The organism is Flavobacterium ustbae (assembly GCF_003946915.1).
Taxonomy (GTDB): Bacteria; Bacteroidota; Bacteroidia; order Flavobacteriales; family Flavobacteriaceae; genus Flavobacterium; species Flavobacterium ustbae.
Genome location: NZ_RPOC01000003.1, coordinates 78,409 through 97,036, shown reverse-complemented (window position 1 = coordinate 97,036; position 18,628 = coordinate 78,409). Strand labels below are relative to the sequence as shown.

The 18,628-nt window shown below is 32.2% G+C and carries 17 protein-coding genes; 13 read left to right on the top strand and 4 right to left on the bottom strand.

The window, feature by feature from the left end:
• Positions 1 to 13 precede the first annotated feature (13 nt).
• Complete coding sequence (locus tag EG814_RS06185; protein ID WP_125719991.1) at positions 14 to 1,459, bottom strand: glycosyltransferase; 1,446 nt, start codon at positions 1,457 to 1,459, stop codon at positions 14 to 16.
• Positions 1,460 to 1,955: 496 nt separating this feature from the next.
• Between EG814_RS06185 and EG814_RS06180 the strand changes: the two genes are divergently transcribed.
• Positions 1,956 to 2,402 carry a response regulator gene (locus tag EG814_RS06180; RefSeq protein WP_125719990.1) on the top strand — a complete coding sequence of 149 codons (447 nt, stop codon included), beginning with the start codon at positions 1,956 to 1,958 and terminating at the stop codon, positions 2,400 to 2,402.
• 12 nt (positions 2,403 to 2,414) lie between these two features.
• Positions 2,415 to 6,443 carry a PAS domain S-box protein gene (locus EG814_RS06175; protein WP_125719988.1) on the top strand — a complete coding sequence of 1,343 codons (4,029 nt, stop codon included), beginning with the start codon at positions 2,415 to 2,417 and terminating at the stop codon, positions 6,441 to 6,443.
• A 73-nt stretch (positions 6,444 to 6,516) separates the two neighbouring features.
• Here EG814_RS06175 and EG814_RS06170 read toward each other — a convergent pair whose 3' ends face one another.
• Together EG814_RS06170 and EG814_RS06165 are read right to left on the bottom strand one after the other, a co-directional pair.
• Complete coding sequence (locus tag EG814_RS06170; protein WP_125719986.1) at positions 6,517 to 6,933, bottom strand: lipocalin family protein; 417 nt, start codon at positions 6,931 to 6,933, stop codon at positions 6,517 to 6,519.
• Between the two features lie 127 nt (positions 6,934 to 7,060).
• On the bottom strand, positions 7,061 to 8,029 hold the full coding sequence (locus EG814_RS06165; protein WP_125719984.1) for a hypothetical protein: 969 nt from the start codon (positions 8,027 to 8,029) through the stop codon (positions 7,061 to 7,063).
• 353 nt (positions 8,030 to 8,382) lie between these two features.
• On the opposite strand from EG814_RS06165, the gene EG814_RS06160 reads away from it, so the two are divergent.
• From EG814_RS06160 to EG814_RS06120, 9 genes are all read left to right on the top strand, one after another.
• The gene (locus tag EG814_RS06160; protein WP_125719982.1) at positions 8,383 to 8,568 is read left to right on the top strand and encodes a hypothetical protein; all 186 of its coding nucleotides are present in this window, start codon (positions 8,383 to 8,385) and stop codon (positions 8,566 to 8,568) included.
• Positions 8,569 to 8,862: 294 nt separating this feature from the next.
• Positions 8,863 to 10,317 carry a tetratricopeptide repeat-containing sensor histidine kinase gene (locus EG814_RS06155; RefSeq protein WP_317133039.1) on the top strand — a complete coding sequence of 485 codons (1,455 nt, stop codon included), beginning with the start codon at positions 8,863 to 8,865 and terminating at the stop codon, positions 10,315 to 10,317.
• Positions 10,318 to 10,323: 6 nt separating this feature from the next.
• Positions 10,324 to 10,992 (top strand): DNA-binding transcriptional response regulator, encoded by a 669-nt coding sequence (locus EG814_RS06150; RefSeq protein WP_125719978.1) that lies wholly within the window; start codon positions 10,324 to 10,326, stop codon positions 10,990 to 10,992.
• A gap of 70 nt (positions 10,993 to 11,062) precedes the next feature.
• The gene (locus EG814_RS06145; RefSeq protein WP_125719976.1) at positions 11,063 to 11,686 is read left to right on the top strand and encodes a hypothetical protein; all 624 of its coding nucleotides are present in this window, start codon (positions 11,063 to 11,065) and stop codon (positions 11,684 to 11,686) included.
• A 34-nt stretch (positions 11,687 to 11,720) separates the two neighbouring features.
• Positions 11,721 to 12,059: an ABC transporter gene (locus tag EG814_RS06140; RefSeq protein WP_125719974.1), complete on the top strand. Its 339-nt coding sequence runs from the start codon at positions 11,721 to 11,723 to the stop codon at positions 12,057 to 12,059.
• Positions 12,060 to 12,240: 181 nt separating this feature from the next.
• A complete protein-coding gene (locus tag EG814_RS06135; protein WP_125719972.1) occupies positions 12,241 to 12,447 on the top strand; it encodes a hypothetical protein in 207 nt (68 codons plus the stop codon).
• Between the two features lie 161 nt (positions 12,448 to 12,608).
• Positions 12,609 to 13,022, top strand: coding sequence for a hypothetical protein (locus EG814_RS06130; RefSeq protein WP_125719970.1), 414 nt, complete (start codon positions 12,609 to 12,611; stop codon positions 13,020 to 13,022).
• A 101-nt stretch (positions 13,023 to 13,123) separates the two neighbouring features.
• A complete protein-coding gene (locus tag EG814_RS06125; protein WP_125719968.1) occupies positions 13,124 to 13,333 on the top strand; it encodes a hypothetical protein in 210 nt (69 codons plus the stop codon).
• Positions 13,334 to 13,542: 209 nt separating this feature from the next.
• Positions 13,543 to 14,895, top strand: coding sequence for a GH1 family beta-glucosidase (locus EG814_RS06120; RefSeq protein ID WP_125719966.1), 1,353 nt, complete (start codon positions 13,543 to 13,545; stop codon positions 14,893 to 14,895).
• Between the two features lie 297 nt (positions 14,896 to 15,192).
• Here the strand turns inward: EG814_RS06120 and EG814_RS06115 are convergent, their stop codons facing one another.
• Positions 15,193 to 15,558, bottom strand: coding sequence for a hypothetical protein (locus EG814_RS06115; protein WP_125719964.1), 366 nt, complete (start codon positions 15,556 to 15,558; stop codon positions 15,193 to 15,195).
• Positions 15,559 to 16,619: 1,061 nt separating this feature from the next.
• On the opposite strand from EG814_RS06115, the gene EG814_RS06110 reads away from it, so the two are divergent.
• A complete protein-coding gene (locus EG814_RS06110) occupies positions 16,620 to 16,808 on the top strand; it encodes a hypothetical protein (RefSeq protein WP_125719962.1) in 189 nt (62 codons plus the stop codon).
• Between the two features lie 90 nt (positions 16,809 to 16,898).
• Positions 16,899 to 18,578 carry a tetratricopeptide repeat-containing sensor histidine kinase gene (locus EG814_RS06105; protein ID WP_317133038.1) on the top strand — a complete coding sequence of 560 codons (1,680 nt, stop codon included), beginning with the start codon at positions 16,899 to 16,901 and terminating at the stop codon, positions 18,576 to 18,578.
• Positions 18,579 to 18,628: the final 50 nt, after the last annotated feature.

The following is an 18,628-nucleotide window of genomic DNA, read 5'->3' as shown; positions in this document are numbered from 1 at the left end:
ATAGTGTACTAAATTATAATCCTCTTGTTAGCCATCCTCTTTTGTTGGCTGTTACTAGAGCATAAGGTGCAATCCAGAATAAACTGAAAGTATAGAAAAAACTATATGTATATGCCCAGAAAGATTCTGTTGATTTATATTTTTTTGCATAAAACACCATTGAGAATGTCGACATAATTAGAATTCCAAAAAATGTAGAAGTCAAAAACAATATTGGGTGAACTGCAATAAAATATAGCATAAATATTAAAAACGGATACGTCATTGCGATTCTAAAAAACTGATTTAAAAACAGCATTCTTGCTCCAAATTTTGATCCTTTTCTAAAGTTGGTGAATACAAATTTTCCCATTGCCAGATTTTCACGAACATTACTTCTCGCCCATCTGATAAACATTTTGTACAGACCTTTGTATTCTTCAGGAACGTTGGTTAAAACCACTGCATTTCTCTGAAACTTCACTTCCAAACCTTGTTTTAAGATCATGTTAGTCATCGCACGGTCTTCTCCAATATCTGATGGCTGTCCCATAAAAGTCTGGTTGATCCATTCTGGAAGACAGTTAAATACTGCGTCTCTTCTGTACGCTGCAAGTGCGCCTGGAGTACATAAAACAGATCCTAACTCACTTTCTGCAGAACGTTGAAATTCAAAACTCATTACAAAACTTACATTCAACATTTTTGGTAAAATAGCTGTTTTGTTATTTAGAACCTGAACATTTCCTGCAACGGCACCACATTTTTTGTTTACCACAAACGGACTTACCAAGTTTCTTAAAGTATCTTTTTTGACAATAGAATCACTATCTACCGTTACAAAAATTTCTCCTGTACCCAATTTAAATCCTCTGTATAAAGCGTGGCGTTTTCCAGCATTTTTTGGCTGTTGAAAGATCGTTACTCTATCTCCTAATTTTGCTTTCGCTTCCTGCATCCAATACCAAGTATCGTCTTTACTTCCATCGTCAATTGCCAAAAGCTGTAATTTTTCTGCCGGATAATCGCTGTCTGCAAGACTCAATAAAGTGTCCCAAACTAATTTTCCTTCGTTGTAAGCCGGTACAATAATCGTACAAGTTGGCAATAAATCATCTGACACAGATGGAATTGCTTTATATCTCAAATACAGGTAAGAACTGTAAAGGAAAACTCCTGCTTGATAAAAGAATAAAATTGTAGCAATAACCAAAAAAGGAAATCCTAAGGTAGATTCGATTCTTTCCATTTGAAATTGTTCGAAATCATCTTGCAACTGAATTACAAAATAAGTTCCGACCAACATTAATATAAATGTTCCAATTAAAACCGCAGAACCAAAAAGGCTGTTTGGTCTTTTTACGTGTATTTTTTGTGCTTTTTCATTGGTTCTAAAAAAAGAACCGTTTAATGTTTTTTTGCTGATAGCTGAACTGCTGTTCGCATAAAATTGTTCTGAGATAATTGTTTCGCTTTCCATGCTTATACTCCTTTTTTAATTTTCTTAATTTGGCTTTTAGTAAAATCTTCTTCCTTTCAAAAACGGGACACATAAAAGATTTGACATAAACACAATTTGCAAGTCGCATGCCAATACGATTCTAAACTGGTATAGAGCCGTTTAAGAAAATAAAGGCAAAAAAGAGTGTGTAATTATTTCACACATTTTGGATACCGTATACACCAAAATTGTTGAATTTGCGATAAAAAACCGAGATTTAAAAAGGGCTAAGCACATCTCATTCTTCTATAGAGAAAGAAAAATGAATCTCAAAAAAGCTTTTTTTTTAAAATAAGAGTAAGAAATATTAAAACGTTTTTATTAAAACAAAATTGTACTAGAAAGAAAAAACGCTCTTGTTTTTCGTTATTTATTTGTCATAAAAAAACATTCTTCACAAAAAAGCTAGAAATTTCACGTAAAATAAGCTAAATTTATCGAAATAAACTTAACCTAACTTTAAGGAGACTATAAAATGAATAAAGAGCATTATTATCTTTTATTGGCTGATGATGACGAAGATGACTGCCTTTTCTTTAAAGAAGCTCTCGACGAAATAAGCGTCAGCACTACTTTAACAATGGTACACGATGGAGTACAATTAATGAATTATTTAAAAAATAATATTTCAAATCTTCCAGATGTTGTTTTTTTGGATTTAAATATGCCGCTAAAAAACGGCTTAGAATGCCTGGCAGAAATAAAAGATAGCGAAAGCTTAAAAAACCTGCCTGTTATTATTTTCTCTACTTCGCTAGATGGAGAAATAGTAGAGAATTTGTTCAAAAAAGGTGCTTCTTTTTACATTAGAAAACCAGGAGAATTTTCTAAACTCAAAAATGTGATAGATAAAGCACTCACTATCGCATCTGAAAATAATTTCAAACAGCCCGAAAGAGCCAATTTCATTCTGCAACCTTAATCTTCTTTGGAAATGAACCGCAAAAAAAAGGAACATTCTTTTCTTTCTGAAGAAGGAGAAATGGGCAATTTAATTCGTTCTGCAGATTGGAATAAAACTTCTTTGGGCGATCCTGAAAATTGGCCACAAAGCTTAAAAACAATCACAGCAATGATGCTCAGCAATCCGTTTGGAATGTACATTGCTTGGGGAGAAAACTATACGCAATTGTATAATGATGCTTTTCGCCCTATTCTTGGCACTTCTAAACATCCTGATGCTTTAGGCAAAAGCTCGCGGGAAACATTTGGCGAAATCTGGGATACTATTGGTCCTATGTTTACCGATGTCATGAAAGGAAATGCTGCAAGTTTTCCTGATTTTAAAGTTCCACTCCATCGCAATGGTTACACAGAAGATTGCTTTTTTGATTTTGCGTATAGTCCTATAAAAATTGAAGACGGTTCTATTGGCGGAATTTTAGTGACCGTTATTGAAACAACCGAAAAGAAAATTGTTGCAGATGCATTGCAGGAAAGTAATGCGCGATTTGTCAATAACATTCTGCAGGCGCCTGTGGCAATGTGCATCTTTAGAGGCAAAAACCATGTTGTTGAAATCGCCAACGAACAGATGCTGCAACTGTGGGAAACAAAAGCCGAAAATGTAATTAACCAACCTGTTTTTGAAGCTCTTCCAAAATTAAAAAAACAAGGTTTTGATGAAATTCTCCGCAAAGTTTTTGTAGAAGGAAATAAAGTCACTACAGATGAGTCATTTGTCCAGCTTAATAGAAATGGACAAACAGAAAATACGTATATCAATTTTGTTTACGAAGCACTGAGAGAAAAAGACGGCACTATTTCTGGTGTTGCTGCAATTGCTACAGAAGTTACGGCTCAGGTTTTGGCCCGTTCAAAAGTAGAAGAAAGTGAACAAAAAATAAGACAGCTAGTCGAAAATGCTCCTTTTCCTATTGCAGTTTACGTTGGAAAAGAAATGCGTATTGAACTGGCAAACGACTCCATAATTAAAGTCTGGGGAAAAGGTCCAGATGTGATTGGCAAAACCTACACGGAACTTCTTCCTGAGTTAAAGGATGCACCCATTTTTAAACAAGTTGAAACGGTATATGAAACAGGACAATCCTTTCATTCTAAAAATGCAAAAATTGAACTTATAGTAGACAATGTTTTAAAAACATCCTATTTCAATTATAGCTTTACACCTTTATATGACCTAAATGGAAAAGTTTACGGCGTAATGAATACAGGTGTTGATATAACCGATTTATCTCTGGCCAAACAAAAAATTGAAGAAAGCGACAAGCGATTCCGTAATACGGTAAGACAAGCTCCCGTTGGCATTACTATTCTTCGCGGACCTAAATATGTGGTAGAAATGGCCAACGAAGCTTATTTAAAACTTGTTGACAGAAAAGAAGAGGCATTTGTAGGAAGGCCTTTATATGATTCTCTTCCTGAAGTAGAAGAAACTGTAAGCGCATTATTAGATGGTGTGATGAAAACTGGTATCCCTTTTCACGGAAGCGAAGTTCCTGTTCCTTTGAACCGATACGGTAAAACAGAAACCTCTTATTTTGATTTTCTTTATCATCCTTTAAAAGAAGAAGATGGAAGTATTTCGGGAATTATTGTAACGGTTACCGAAGTGAGTGAAAAAGTTGAAGCACGCAAGAAAATTGAATTGAATGAGGATCGTCTTAAAATAGTCGTTGAAGCCAGTGAATTAGGAACTTGGGAACTGAATGTAAAAACACGAGAACCAATTTATTCTCAAAGATATCTTGAAATTGTAGGTGGCTACAAAGAAGATCTTCAGCTAACTCATGAACAACTTTTGACACATTTGCATCCAGATGATATGCCAATTAGAAATAGAGCTTTTAAAGAAGCTTTAGAAAAAGGCGTTCTAAATTATGAAGCGAGGGTAATCTGGACTGACCAATCTGTGCATTGGATTGAAGGAAAAGGAAAACTTTTTTATGATGAAAATAATGAGCCTCAAAAGCTTATCGGAACTATTAGAGACATAACTGAGGAGAAAAAATACCAACAGAAAATAGAAGAAAGCGAAAAGAAACTGCGAAATCTCATTATGCAGTCGCCTGTTCCTAAAGCCATTTTACGCGGAACTGATTTTGTGATCGAAATGGCCAATTTTGTGCTTTTAAATAATATTTGGAAAAAAGAAGAATCGGTAGTTCAAGGAAAAAAACTATTAGAAATATTTCCAGAACTCAGCGAGCAAAAATATGCAGATTTGTTAAAGAAAGTGTATGAATCTGGAAATGTACATGCTGAGTCGGAATCTTTACTATATATTGATAATGAAAAAACGGGCAATCAATTTTATGTAGATTTTGAATTTGCACCGCTTCGCGAAAGCGATAATTCTATTTCTGGAGTTAGAATGACACTAATAGATGTTACAGAAAAAGTAGAAGCCAGAAAAAAAATCGAAGAAAGCGAAAAAAGATTCCGCTTACTTACAGAAAGTATTCCGCAGTTAATTTGGGAAACCGATGCTGATGGCAATTCGCTGTTTACATCTGGAAGATGGTTCGAATATACAGGAATTGAACCAGGAGCAGAAGGTTCTTGGCAAAAAATGATTCATCCCGATGATTTTGAAGAAAATGTCAGAATCTGGCAACACGCGCTTGCAACCGGAGAAATGTACCGTTGCGACGTAAGAATGCGTAGAAAAGATGGTTCTTACAGATGGCACACTGTTATTGGAGAACCTGTTTTTGGGCTGGACAATACTATTATAAAATGGGTTGGCGCCTTTACCGATATTCATACCGAAAAAGCTTTTACTCACGAACTTGAACAGCAGGTTACTGCCAGGACAAGAGAATTAATCCAGATAAATGAATCGCTTCGAAAAAGTGAAGAACGTTACCATTTAATGGTCGAAGAAGTTCAGGAATACTCCATTCTCTACCTCAACCCAAAAGGTATTGTAGAAAATTGGAATGTTGGAGCCGAAAAAATTAAAGGTTATAAGGCAGAAGAAATTATAGGAAAATATTTTGCTGTTTTTTATACCGATGAAGATCAAAAAGCCCAATTACCCGAGAAACTTTTACAATTGGCCAGAGAAAAAGGAAAAGTAATTCACGAAGGCTGGAGAGCGCGTAAAGACGGAATTTTATTCTGGGCAAGTGTGGTAATTACCGCTGTTCACAATAAAAAAGGTGACGTTATTGGATTTTCTAAAGTTACGCATGATTTAACAGAAAGAAAAAAAGCCGACGATACTTTAAAAATGAATGCACTCGAACTCGAGCAAAAAAACAATGAGCTGGAAGAAATGAATAAAGAACTTCAGTCATTTGCGTACATTTCTAGTCATGATTTGCAAGAACCGCTTAGAAAAATACAGACTTTTGCCTCGCAGATTATAGAAAAAGAATCTGAAAATTTATCTGAAAATGGGATGGATAAATTTAAAAGAATGCAGAATGCCGCACAGCGAATGCAAACTTTAATAAACGATTTATTGGCTTATTCTAGAACAAATATTCAGGAACGAATTTTTATAAAAACAGATCTAGCACAAATCATCGGCGAAGTAAAAGAAGATTTAACCGAAGAATTAGAACAGAAAAGTGCCGTAATTAAGATTGAACAGAATTCTAAAGTTGATATTATTCCGTTCCAGTTCAAGCAATTGCTATATAATTTGATTAGTAATTCCTTAAAGTTTTCAAATCCAGAAATTCCAGTAGTCATCAACATCAGTAGCGAAATTAAATTGGGCGAAGATTTAGAAGAAGAAAAACTGATTCCTATTAAAAAGTACTGCCACATTAAAGTTTCAGACAACGGAATTGGTTTTGAATCTCAATACAACAAAAAAATATTCGAAGTATTTCAACGCCTACATGGCAGAGATCGTTATAATGGCACCGGAATCGGACTCGCAATTGTCAAAAAAATTGTAGAAAACCATAACGGAATCATTACTGCTTCTGGCGTGCAGAATGAAGGTGCTTCTTTTGATATTTACATTCCTGTAAAAGAAATTGAATAAAAGAAATGTAATGAATAAAAAAAACGGAAACTACTTAATTGAAGTTTCCGTTTTTTAATTTCAAAACAATTTATTATCTACTGTAAACTGTAATAATTCCTGTTGTTTTATCTTTAATTTTTAGCTCTTTATTTGTAAGGTTCATGATATCACTTGTAGAAGATACATTTCCAATAGTAAGAGTTAAATCATTATGAGATCTTACATAAGTTCCTGTAGTTTCTGTCAAAGCGCACTCAGAACCTTCATAATCACCCATTACTGCAGTATTACTCAATCTAAGATCTAAATAATCTCCAGGGCAGCCAGCTTGATTTTGTGGTGCATCAACTAAAACTTCTTGTCCATTAACAATTGTTCCTGTTTGTCTCAAATTGTATTTCCCCTGAATTGGCACAATTGTTTCTCCTTCATTATCGTCACTACTGCAAGATGTAGCAAACACTCCTAAGCTTAAGGCTAATACGAATAAAAATTTTCTATTTTTCATGGTTCATTTGTTTTTTTTATTAATTTAATTCAATACTGCTAAATTAAATGTATATACTTACAAATTATTTCATGATTTTAGGAATATCTTACATAAATCGCATTTTAGTATTTATTAGTAATGATAATTATTCACACGGTTTACCTTTTAAGTATCTGCTAAACATATAATTCGTCATTGGACGAAGTGCCTTTTTATTTTCTGGATGTCTGCCATTTCCATTATCATTAAAAAAATCAATTCCATTTGCTGTTTTACAATACCAAATAATAGCTTCTCCATTATTTAAAAAACATTTTGTCGTATCACAAGCATTTATTTTCTTAAAATCTAAAAGATCATTATCTAATGGAATTACAACATTCAAGTTCTTCTCATTATTAGAAGTACAATCTACAACTTCATAATGATCGCCTGTCCATTGCATACAATGCTTTTTAAAAAAGGCGAAGTAAACTACAGCGGTAATTAAACCAAAAATTAGAGCTACTGCAATTACAGTCATCTTCAGTTTCTCTTTAAATCTATGTAAAATTTTCTCTTTTACATTTAAAAATAGATTTATTGATTTTGATTTTAAAGGAACTGGTAAAATTTCTGCTTTAGAGCTTTCTGGCTCTTTTTCAAAATCTAAAGTTACAGTGCTGAAATTTGTTTCATTTATACTATCTATAACATTACCAGTAAAAACATTTTCTTTTTTAGGCTGGTCAGATTCAAATTCTTTTTTAACAAATTTTCTAAATGGTCTAGGTTCAAAATCTACCAAAATAGCTGCTAATTCTACAGTGCTAATTTTTGCCGTTCCTCTCTCCGCTTTTAAAAATGCTCCAACCTTTTTAAATTTATCTGTGTATTTCTGTGAAGCATCTTCTTCTTTTGGAATAAATTCAGCTTTAAAAAAAGTGCGATAAACTGCTAAATCATCAACTTTAGGTTGTGAGTTGAATATTTCCCAACATAAATCTCTCAAAAGTGCTTGTGAAGGATTAGTCAAATAATGTGAATGCTTTCCATTATTTTTTTCAACTCTATATTTCTCTCGAATCGCCTCTTTATATTCATTTTCAATATCATCATGAGTAATTTTTCTCATAGGCCCACAGGATTTTTCAGGATTTATTACTGTTTTTTCAAGTTTTTATTGGACATCTCCGGAGAATCAGGAAATCCCGGAATTCCGTATCAAAACAGGCTCAAAACGGTTGTTACTTTGCCTCAACAAAATTAGTTATCGCTTTGATCTGCAGATTAAAAACAAATGTACAAAACTAGTTAAGTCAACAAGTGCGGAAAACCGTAAATCGGAGTTTATCCGGGAAGTATAAATAAAGTTTTATAGTTCTACGCACTTCACTTCCCAAACAAAATTTGGTATTGCCATTAAAAACCAACCTGGAAAAGATTCAGGCAGCAATACCCATTGTTCAACATTTAAATTTTAAAAAAATGAAAACACTATATCTATTGGGAGCGTGCGCGCTGTTGTCACTTACTTTATTTTCTTGTTCTGCTGATGAATTTGAAAAAACAGAATCAAAAGCAGAAATCGTAAAAGATACAATTTCAAATCCGCAGGCAAACGCACCTGGTCCTGGTGATGATCCGATTAATATTGATCCACCAAAAAAATAGAAAATAAAATTTATTGTTTTCAATAAATTGTTAAATTCGGGGAAAGTAAGATTTATGTTACGATCCCCGTTTTTTTGTTTTTTTATTTTCCTTCTTTCCATTTCTTGTAAGGAAAAAACAACGCAATTAATCAAATCAGAGAACTCAAAAAATGAAGCAAAACTAACACAAGAAAAAGCCACTGAGCAATTTTTAAAGAGCAATTATAATAATGCTTTTTACCTTTTTAATAAATCAAAAATTGCCTTTGAGCGTTCTAAAGACAGTTCTAATATTGTTTATAATTTAATTCGGATGGCCAATATTCAGCAAATAAATGGTGATTATTATGGAAGTAAAGAAACATTAACTGAAGCATTGCCTTTTGCAAAAATTGACCAAAACTATAAAGCTGCAATAAACAATTTATTCGGAATTGCCGATAAAGAGCTCTCAATTTATGATGATGCTATTTTTTATTATAATGAAGCAATTAAAGAAGCAAATAATCAAGTTGCAAAACAATCACCTTTAAATAATATAGCCGTTATCTACATTAAAAAAAAGAATTACGACGAGGCAATTAAAATTTTAGAGTCGATTTTAAAAACAAAAGCATTAGATAATTTTGTAAAAAGTAAAGCTAGAGTTATCGACAACTTAGGTTTTGCTTATTTCAAAAAGGGATCAAACGAAAAAGGACTTCAACTGATGAATGAAAGTCTGGAAATAAGAACAAAATCTGATGATTTTTACGGAAGCATTGAAAGCTATCTGCATTTAGCAGAATTTTATTCGAAAACAAATATTAAAAAATCCAATGAATTTGCTCAAAAAGCATATCAAACATCAACAAAATTAAATAGCGTAGATGAGCGCCTGAAAGCATTATCATTTTTGATTTCGAATGATGCTGGAATTCAGTTTGGTCAAAAATACATCGCAATTAATGATAGTATTATTAGCATCAGAAACAACTACAAAAATAAATTTGCCAAAATAAAATACGATTCGAAAAAAGAAAAAGACGAAAACCAAAAACTTCGTTTACAAAGAGCAGAAAATTTAGTAGCATTAAAAGATGCTGAAAAAGAAAGAGCAATATTTATTGCTGCCTTTGTAATCTTTCTGCTTTTACTGGTTTATTTTAAAAAACAATATGACAATAGAAATCGTATAAAGAACATAAAAACAGCATATGATACCGAAACCCGAATTGCCAAAGATATTCACGACGGATTAGCAAATGATGTTTTTCATGCCATCACTTACACGCAAACTCAGCCTTTAGCCAATGAGAATAGCAAAGAAAATCTGCTACAAAAACTAGATGATATTTATTCGCGAGTTCGTGGAATTTCTAGAGAAAATAGTGATATCGATACTGGTCCAAATTATTCGAATAATTTAAAAGAAATGCTTTCAACTTACAATAGTCCTCAAACAAACGTTATTATTAATGGTGTTGAAAAAGTCAACTGGGATTCGGTAGAGCATTTAAAAAAAGTCGCCATTCAGAGAGTTTTGAATGAATTAATGGTCAATATGAAAAAACACAGTGAAGCTAATGTAGCCTCAATAAAATTTAATTCAGATTCCAATTCTTTATTTATTGACTACAGTGATACGGGCAAAGGCTGCGAAAAATCAAAAATTATAAAAAATGGTTTGCAAAATATGGAAATCCGTATTTTGGCCGTTAAAGGAACCATTACTTTTGACACTGAACCTAATAAAGGTTTTAAAGTAAAAATAACAATGCCTAAATAAGAGCCCATGTTTAAAAAAGTAATTATTGCCGAGGATTTTGAAGAATTCAATTTAGCCGTAAAACAAACTTTGAGCGACCTCAACATTGTCAATTTTCAGCACGCCAAATATTGTGACGATGCTTTTCTAAAAATAAGAAAGGCCATTCTAGATAATGAACCATATGATTTATTGATTAGTGATCTTTCTTTTAAAAAAGACCATCGTGAAGTGAAAATTGGAAGTGGTGATGAGCTAATCGAAAAAGTTCGTGAACTGCAACCTGATATTAAAATTATTGCCTACTCTATTGAAGATAAAAATGCTCGAATAAAATCACTTTTTGAAGATTCTGAAATTAATGCCTTTGTACTAAAAGGCCGAAACAGTATTGATGAACTCAAAAAAGCCATTGCGATAATTTCTACTTCAGATCAAAAATTTATTTCGCCCGAAGTTGCTTCTGCACTTCAGGAAAAAGGCAATTACGAAATAGACGATGTCGATATTAAAATTCTAAAATATTTGTCTGACGGAACCTCTCAAGACGAAATTATAGAAATTTTTAAAAGCAACGAAATTAAACCAAATAGTAAAAGTGCCATGGAAAAAAGGTTAGCCAAACTAAAAGATTTTTTCAAGGCAAATAATACCGTGCATTTGGTTTCGATTACAAAAGATATGGGAATTATTTAAATTCTCTTACTCCATTCTAAAGCTCCTTCTTGGAGCTTTTTTTATTTCTAAGATCTAAATTTTATAGATTATGGATTTCCGTAAAATACTGGTTTTTATTGGGTTTACTTTTGACTTGTTAAACAATTTAAAAATTAAAATCATGAAAAACCTTATTATTCAAATCATTGGATTCTTTAGTATTATATTATTATGTTCCTGCCAAAGAACTATTGCATCAGAAACAGAACTTACAGCAGTAGTAGACACAGCTGCAATAGTTGTTGATTCCTCAACAACTATTAATAAATGGGAATATCATCAATCAACTGATAAAATGACATCACAATCAGTCAAATTTGCTCAGATATTATCTAACGAAAGTTTGGATTTAGATTTCCCATATGAGGGACTTAACTATGGCCAATTAACATTAATGAAAAGAGATCGCTTAAATATATATTTAGAAATAGATAAAGGACAAATAAGTGGAGGTTATGATAATAATTTTATCACTGTTCGCTTCGACGAAGAAAAACCAATAAAATTTAGTTATAGCGAACCGAGAGACGGAAGCAGTAATTTTATTTTTATCGATAATGAAGCAAAATTTTTATCAAAACTGAAACAATCAAAAAAAACACTTATTTCATTACCTCTATATCAAGCGGGAAATCAAATCCTTGAATTTAATACCGTAGATTTAAAATGGTAGTTTTTTAAAATATAAATTATAATCCAATTAAGTTATGAAAAAAATTATACTATTCTTAATTACAACTACAATATTTGGCTGTTCAACCAAAAATGAATTATATAAAGAAACGGATTCTTTTGTACAATCTTTAGAAACAGAATATGAAAGTTATGGATTTTCTCCTGACAAATATTCTAAAACAACTAGTGATGGATTATATACTATCTCTCCTATTGGTCGCTTGATAAATGTAAAAATACAAAAGATTGTAAACACAGAAGAATACGAAGATTTAAAGAATGATCTGGAAGATCACTATAAAGGCGACACGAGAGTTAATAGTGTATACATTTGTCAAGCGGGAACGATTATGATTGATTGTAGAAACTAAATTCAAAATGTTCACTAAAAAATTATCTGTCTAAAAGAGGAGATTTATTGTCCTCTTTTTTTGTTTAAGCCTTCTTAAAAACTTGATTAAACTCTGCAACACTTACGGATTTCCATAAAATACTGGTCTTGATTGGTTTTACTTTTACTAGAAATATTTTCAAACCTTAAAACATTAAATTATGAAAACTTATTATGTAAATCAAAACGCTCAGCCAAATGGTGATCATGAAGTTCATACAGAAAGCTGTATTTATTTACCATCTTTCTTAAATCGAAAATATTTAGGAATATTTTCAAATTGTAAAGATGCTGTGGCAGAGGCTAAAAAAACTTATTCAAAATCGAATGGGTGTAAAACTTGTTGCAATGAATGCCATACAAGTTAAAGGTTAGCAATCTTCACTCTCAATTTTGAATATTGGGAGGGAAGAAATTAAGCATGTCAAAAATCCCGTATAAGTACTCATTTCAAAAAATTTAATTCTAATTAGATTTATCCCAACTAAATCATATTAAATTATAGCTTTTAACCAAAACTAAATCGCCTATGCTAAAAAACTACTCCCTCCTATTTGTATTACTATTTTTCTTTTCCTGCAAAAAAGCCAGCGCACCGCCTCCGCAACCGCAAGTAAGTACGTTTTATAAAAATGTCATTACTGCAGATGACCGTAAAACCATTACGCCAGAGGAAGCCAAAACATACCATGTAAATTCAACTTATAAATACGAATACAGAACGGGGCATCCGGGGCATTATAAGTACAATTATCATGTAAAAGGAATAAACATAAAAGGCGATTCGGTTTTTGGAAACATTAATACCGAAGGAAAATACGGCGCAGGGATTTTAATAACAGATAGTATTCCTGAACTAGAAATTAATACCGAATGGGTTTCTCACGGGAAACTTAAAGCGGTTGATAAAAAAGGAAACGAATATCAGTTGGTTGTTAAATAATTAGATAATTCGTCAATTAGATAATTAGATAATGCTTACTATTGTTTTTGTTTTCTTTTTTCTATCCTCTTTGCTCTTTACTCTCTTTTAAATACCACATTATGAAATACACTTTACTCTTTTTATTTTTGATTCTCAGTTCGTTTCACCCCGTCGAAACTTCTGTTTACATCTGCGGACCTACGGGAGCCAAAAAATACCATTACAAAGAAACATGCCGCGGATTATCTTCTTGTAGTCACGAAACAGTAAAAACATCACTTAAACAAGCGCAAAATTTGGGTTTGACACTTTGCGGATGGGAAGACTAAAATCTTCCCATTTTTATTTTTAATCATTTGATAATTATTACTTTACAATAAATTCACATTAGTTTTCTTAATTTGATATAAAACTAATCGTTATGAAACTATTTAATCTAAAATTTCTAGTATCTTTCAAAGAATGGCTTTTTTTAAGAGCTATGCAGTCTTCTTTCCTACATTAATAACCACTTAATTATAAAGGAAAAAACGATTGAATGAATAAAATTGAAAGCTCATTTCTGAATAAAAACCAATTTGGAGACGATTTCTTGTGGGGTGTCTCAACCGCCGCTTTCCAAATTGAAGGCGCGCATGATTCTGACGGAAAAGGTTCTTCTATCTGGGATGTTTTTACTTCTCAAAAAGGAAAAATTAAAAACGGTCATCATGCCTTAACTGCCTGCGATTTCTACAATTGTTATCAGGACGATATTAAGTTAATTAAGGAATTAAATATCCCGAATTTTAGATTCTCTATCAGCTGGCCGAGAATTATGCCAACTGGCGTTCATCCTGTTAATAAAGCAGGAGTCGAGTACTACAACAAAATTATAGATTCGTTGCTGGCTTCTGGTATAGAACCTTGGATAACGCTTTACCATTGGGATCTGCCACACGCTCTAGAAGTAAAAGGAGGCTGGACAAACCGAGAATCTGTTTCGTGGTTTAAAGAATATGTCGAAGTCTGTGTGCAACATTTTGGCGATCGTGTCAAAAACTGGATGGTAATAAACGAACCTTCGGTGTTTACAGGAGCTGGATATTTTTTAGGCATTCATGCACCTGGAAAAAAAGGGATTTCTAATTACTTAAAAGCCATGCATCATGTTGCTCTGGCAACTGCGGGAGGAGCAAAAATAATTCGCGAACGAATTCCGCATGCCAATATAGGCACTACATTTTCTTGCACGCATATCGAGCCTGCGACCGAAAGTTCAAAAGATGTTGAAGCTGCAAAACGTGTGGACACTTTACTCAACAGAACTTTTATAGAACCTATTTTAGGATTAGGATATCCGCAGAAAGATCTTCCAGTACTTAAAAAACTCAATAGCTACATTTTAGAAGACGATTTAAACAATCTCGATTTCGATTTTGACTTTATAGGCCTGCAATGTTACACACGAGAGGTAGTAAAATCTTCTATGCTTACACCTTACATTGGCGCCGAATTAGTAAGTGCCGAAAAAAGAAAGGTAATTGCAACAGATATGGGCTGGGAGGTTTATCCTCCTGCGTTATACCATGTGCTGAAAAAATTTAATGATTATGACGGAATCCGAAAAATCATTATTACCGAAAACGGAGCCGCTTTTCCAGATACTGTACTAAACGGAAAAGTTCATGATATTAAACGTACTCACTATATTCAAGATCACTTAGAACAGATTTTAAAAGCCAAAGAAGACGGTTTAAATGTTGACGGTTACTTTGTCTGGACTTTAACCGATAATTTTGAATGGGCTGAAGGTTATAATGCCCGTTTCGGTTTAATTCATGTCGATTTTGAAACACAAAAACGCACCATAAAAAATTCTGGATTGTGGTTTAAGGACTTTTTATCGTAGTCTTATTTTTTAAACGCAAAGTTCGCAAAGCTTTGTACCAAAAAAAATTATAGCCACAGATTACTAGATTAAAAGGATTTAAAAAGTCTGTGCTAATCTGGTTAATCTGTGGCTAAAATATCTTCTGTTACGTATACAAAAGCAAAGTTCGCAAAGCTTGTACCAAAAAAATTATAGCCACAGATTATTAGATTTAAAAGGATTAAAAAAAATCTGTGCTAATCTGGTTAATCTGTGGCTAAAATATATTTGCGCACTTTGCGAAAAGTCCTTGCGTGCTCTGCGGTTAAAAAGCTTTTAACGCACTCTATACTTGTAACTCTGTTTTAAGATTCCGACGTGAATTTTGCCATTATTTTTTAAATGAGTTGTAATCATAATATATCTTTCCTCGGGATATTTTACCTCAAAATTAAAGGTTGTATCTTTAGTTTTAATCTGAAGCAAGTGTTTTCCTTCGCCAGAAACTGACAATCCTATCGTTTCGTAAGATGGTAATGCTTCTGTTGCTTTCAAATTAATATCCTGCATTTTTTCTTTATCAAGAAAAACTTCCAATTTTAAATTATCCAGTTTCATATTTGTTGGCTGCTCAAACGATACTACATATTTTTCACAACCAAAAGTGCATAAAACAATTAATAGTATTAAGATCTTTTTCATAAATGATATTTTTAAACTAAATGGTTAACTAAATAAGTATTTTTATTCATAAATATAGGCAATTTTATTGCATTTGGACTAAGATGAAAAGCAAGTTTTTCGCAGTACTAAATCAGTCGCTAATACGTTGAAAACCAGTTCAAAAAAAGTGTCATTTTTCTATTAAAAAAGTTGTTATTTTATTGATTTTCATTAGGTTTAACAGATTTTTTTTCTTATCTTTATAGTGTAAATAACAGTAAATATATGCCGAAAAAACAATCATTTAAACGCCAAAATTCTTTCTTAAAAAATCATTCTTTTTTCCCTTTTTCGCATCTTTTTTTCAAGAATGCGAGCTCGTTTCATTTCGAAACAATTCTATCAAAACTTATTTCTGTTCAAATTTTATCTTCAGAAATTAGACTCGAGCAATCGCTTCATCTTCCATCTTAATTGTTTTAGATTTATATTCTAAATCTAATTAGAAAATAAATCTCCAAACTTCAGCAAAAAGATTTCCTTTTTAGGAATTTCTTTCGACTCGTCGTGCTTATTATTCACCAAAACTTTCTTTATATGCCATTATTTTCTATTGAAACAATTCGATTCGTTTCCCAACTTTCAATTTTTATTTTAATTCTATACTATTTCTATATTTTTTAATAGTTCAAAACCAACTTTTGTCAAAGTAATTGCATCTATAATAATAGAGATAGTTTAGCCTTTTCAATAATTCAAACTGGGTTTTGCAAATTTGTTTTACTGGGAATTCCCGGGAATTCTTAGGAATCTCAGGAATACGCGGGAATTCTGGGAATCCCTTGTCAACAGTGGCCTAGAAACGTCTTTCCTTTGCATCAGAAATTAGTTCAAGTTTTGTCTGCAGACTAAAACAAAAATATAAACTAGTTCTAATTGATATTGTGAAAAACCGTAAGACCGAGTTTATTCGGGAAGTATAAATTACGTCTTACAGTTCTACACAATCTACTTCCCAAAATCAAATTGGTATTGCTTTGAAAAGCTCTGGATACAATCTGGACGGCCATACCTATGTCTAATTTCTAAATTAAATCAAAATGAAAAAACTATTACTATTCGTAGCTTTCGCGCTATTGTTCACTATATTTTCTTGTACTCCTGATGAGTACGAGACTCAATCTAAAAAGAAAGTTGAGAACGTTGTTGCTGATATGAAGCCGGATCCAGATCCGGATGGTCCTGGAGATAATCCTTCTTCTCCACCAACTCCACCAATAAAACCTTAAATACAAAAAAAATATATTTTAGTATTTAATTAATTATTATTTTCGGGGAAAGTAAATTTTATGTTGCGGTCCCCGATTTTTTATTTTTTAATGTTTTTTTTTCTTTTTTCCTGCAAGGAAAAAAAGGCTGAAAACTTCGATACAAAATCGATAGAAAAAGAAGCTGTTTCTCTACGTGATAAAGCAATAGACAACCAAAAAAAACAAAACTTCAATACTGCTTTTCATAATTATAATAAATCAAAAAAACTTTTCGAAGTTTTAAAAGACAGTGCCAATATTGGATACATTCTTATCCAAACTGCATGCATCCAGCAGGTTAATGGTGATTATTACGGAAGTAAAGAAACATTAACAGAAGCTCTTGCATTTTTTAGAAAAAAAACTGTTTACACTGGTGCAATCAATAATTTTATGGGAATTGCCGACAAAGAACTTTCTCTTTATAATGATGCTATTTATTATTATAATGAGTCCATAAAAGATTCTCCCGATCAAATTACTAAGTATGGTCCGCTTAGTAATATTGCTGCAGTTTATATCTTTCAAAAAAAATACGATAAGACCATTGCTATTTTAGAATCAATTTTGAGCGATAAATTACTTGAAGATAATGCTCAAATTCTTACCAAATCAAGAATTACAGACAATCTAGGCTATGCTTATTTTAAAAAGGGATCAGAAGAAAAAGGTTTTAAGTTAATGATCAAGGCTTTACAAGTGAGAAAAGAAATCAGCGATTTCTACGGAAGCATTGAAAGTTATCTTCATCTTGCTGATTATTATTCTAAAAAAGACCTCAAAAAATCGGATGAACACGCACTTGAAGCTTACAATATTGCAACAAGACTTAATAGTGTTGACGAAAGATTAGAAGCGTTGCAAATTCTGATTTCAAATGATAATTCTCCTAAAACGAATCAATACGTACAGCATTACTTTTCTTTAAACGACAGTATTATAAAAGTTCGAAATAACTTTAAAAACAAGTTTGCAAAAATTAAATACGATTCGCAGAAAGAAAAAGACGAAAATGAAAAACTTCGTTTAGAAAAAGCAGAAAATCAGTTATCGCTTCAGAGAGCTAAATATTTGAGAATCGTATTTGCTATTGTTTTTGTCTTTTTGGTTATTCTAATAGCGATTTTAATACGTTACTTTAGAAATAAAAACAAAGCGGTAGAATTTAAAGCTTCCTACAATACCGAAACCCGAATCTCTAAAAAAATTCATGATGAATTGGCAAATGATGTATTTCAAGTAATTGCTTTTGCCGAATCTCAATCGCTGTCTAAAGAAAATACGAAAGAAAATCTTCTTCAGAAATTAGATGATATTTATAACCGTGTTAGAGGTATTTCAAAAGAGAACAATAAGATTGATACGGGCAAAGATTTTACCAAGAGCATAAAAGAAATGCTTTCTGCTTATAATACTACTGATAGAAATATTATTGCCACAAATTTGGAAAGTGTCAATTGGGAAGATATTGATGATATTAAAAAAATCACCATTGGTCGAGTTTTACAGGAATTAATGGTGAACATGAAAAAACATAGTAAAGCAGATCTTGTTGTAATACGATTTGAAAGTGACCCAAAATCAATTCTGATAAACTATACGGATAACGGCGTAGGATGCGATAAAACGAAGATCTCAAAAAATGGTCTTCAAAACATGGAACACCGCATTCAAACCGTGAAAGGAACTATAGAATTTGATACAGAACTTGATAATGGTTTTAAAGCCAAAATAGGTATCCCTAAATAATAAAAAAGCCTTCCAAGATTTTACTCTCAAAAGGCTTTTGTCTACAAATC

Bases quoted from the DNA above. Each gene is read 5' to 3' on its own strand.
- EG814_RS06185 (WP_125719991.1), bottom strand. From the start codon at position 1,459: ATGGAAAGCGAAACAATTATCTCAGAACAATTTTATGCGAACAGCAGT.
- EG814_RS06180 (WP_125719990.1), top strand. From the start codon at position 1,956: ATGAATAAAGAGCATTATTATCTTTTATTGGCTGATGATGACGAAGAT.
- EG814_RS06175 (WP_125719988.1), top strand. From the start codon at position 2,415: ATGAACCGCAAAAAAAAGGAACATTCTTTTCTTTCTGAAGAAGGAGAA.
- EG814_RS06170 (WP_125719986.1), bottom strand. From the start codon at position 6,933: ATGAAAAATAGAAAATTTTTATTCGTATTAGCCTTAAGCTTAGGAGTG.
- EG814_RS06165 (WP_125719984.1), bottom strand. From the start codon at position 8,029: ATGAGAAAAATTACTCATGATGATATTGAAAATGAATATAAAGAGGCG.
- EG814_RS06160 (WP_125719982.1), top strand. From the start codon at position 8,383: ATGAAAACACTATATCTATTGGGAGCGTGCGCGCTGTTGTCACTTACT.
- EG814_RS06155 (WP_317133039.1), top strand. From the start codon at position 8,863: ATGGCCAATATTCAGCAAATAAATGGTGATTATTATGGAAGTAAAGAA.
- EG814_RS06150 (WP_125719978.1), top strand. From the start codon at position 10,324: ATGTTTAAAAAAGTAATTATTGCCGAGGATTTTGAAGAATTCAATTTA.
- EG814_RS06145 (WP_125719976.1), top strand. From the start codon at position 11,063: ATGGATTTCCGTAAAATACTGGTTTTTATTGGGTTTACTTTTGACTTG.
- EG814_RS06140 (WP_125719974.1), top strand. From the start codon at position 11,721: ATGAAAAAAATTATACTATTCTTAATTACAACTACAATATTTGGCTGT.
- EG814_RS06135 (WP_125719972.1), top strand. From the start codon at position 12,241: ATGAAAACTTATTATGTAAATCAAAACGCTCAGCCAAATGGTGATCAT.
- EG814_RS06130 (WP_125719970.1), top strand. From the start codon at position 12,609: ATGCTAAAAAACTACTCCCTCCTATTTGTATTACTATTTTTCTTTTCC.
- EG814_RS06125 (WP_125719968.1), top strand. From the start codon at position 13,124: ATGAAATACACTTTACTCTTTTTATTTTTGATTCTCAGTTCGTTTCAC.
- EG814_RS06120 (WP_125719966.1), top strand. From the start codon at position 13,543: ATGAATAAAATTGAAAGCTCATTTCTGAATAAAAACCAATTTGGAGAC.
- EG814_RS06115 (WP_125719964.1), bottom strand. From the start codon at position 15,558: ATGAAAAAGATCTTAATACTATTAATTGTTTTATGCACTTTTGGTTGT.
- EG814_RS06110 (WP_125719962.1), top strand. From the start codon at position 16,620: ATGAAAAAACTATTACTATTCGTAGCTTTCGCGCTATTGTTCACTATA.
- EG814_RS06105 (WP_317133038.1), top strand. From the start codon at position 16,899: ATGTTTTTTTTTCTTTTTTCCTGCAAGGAAAAAAAGGCTGAAAACTTC.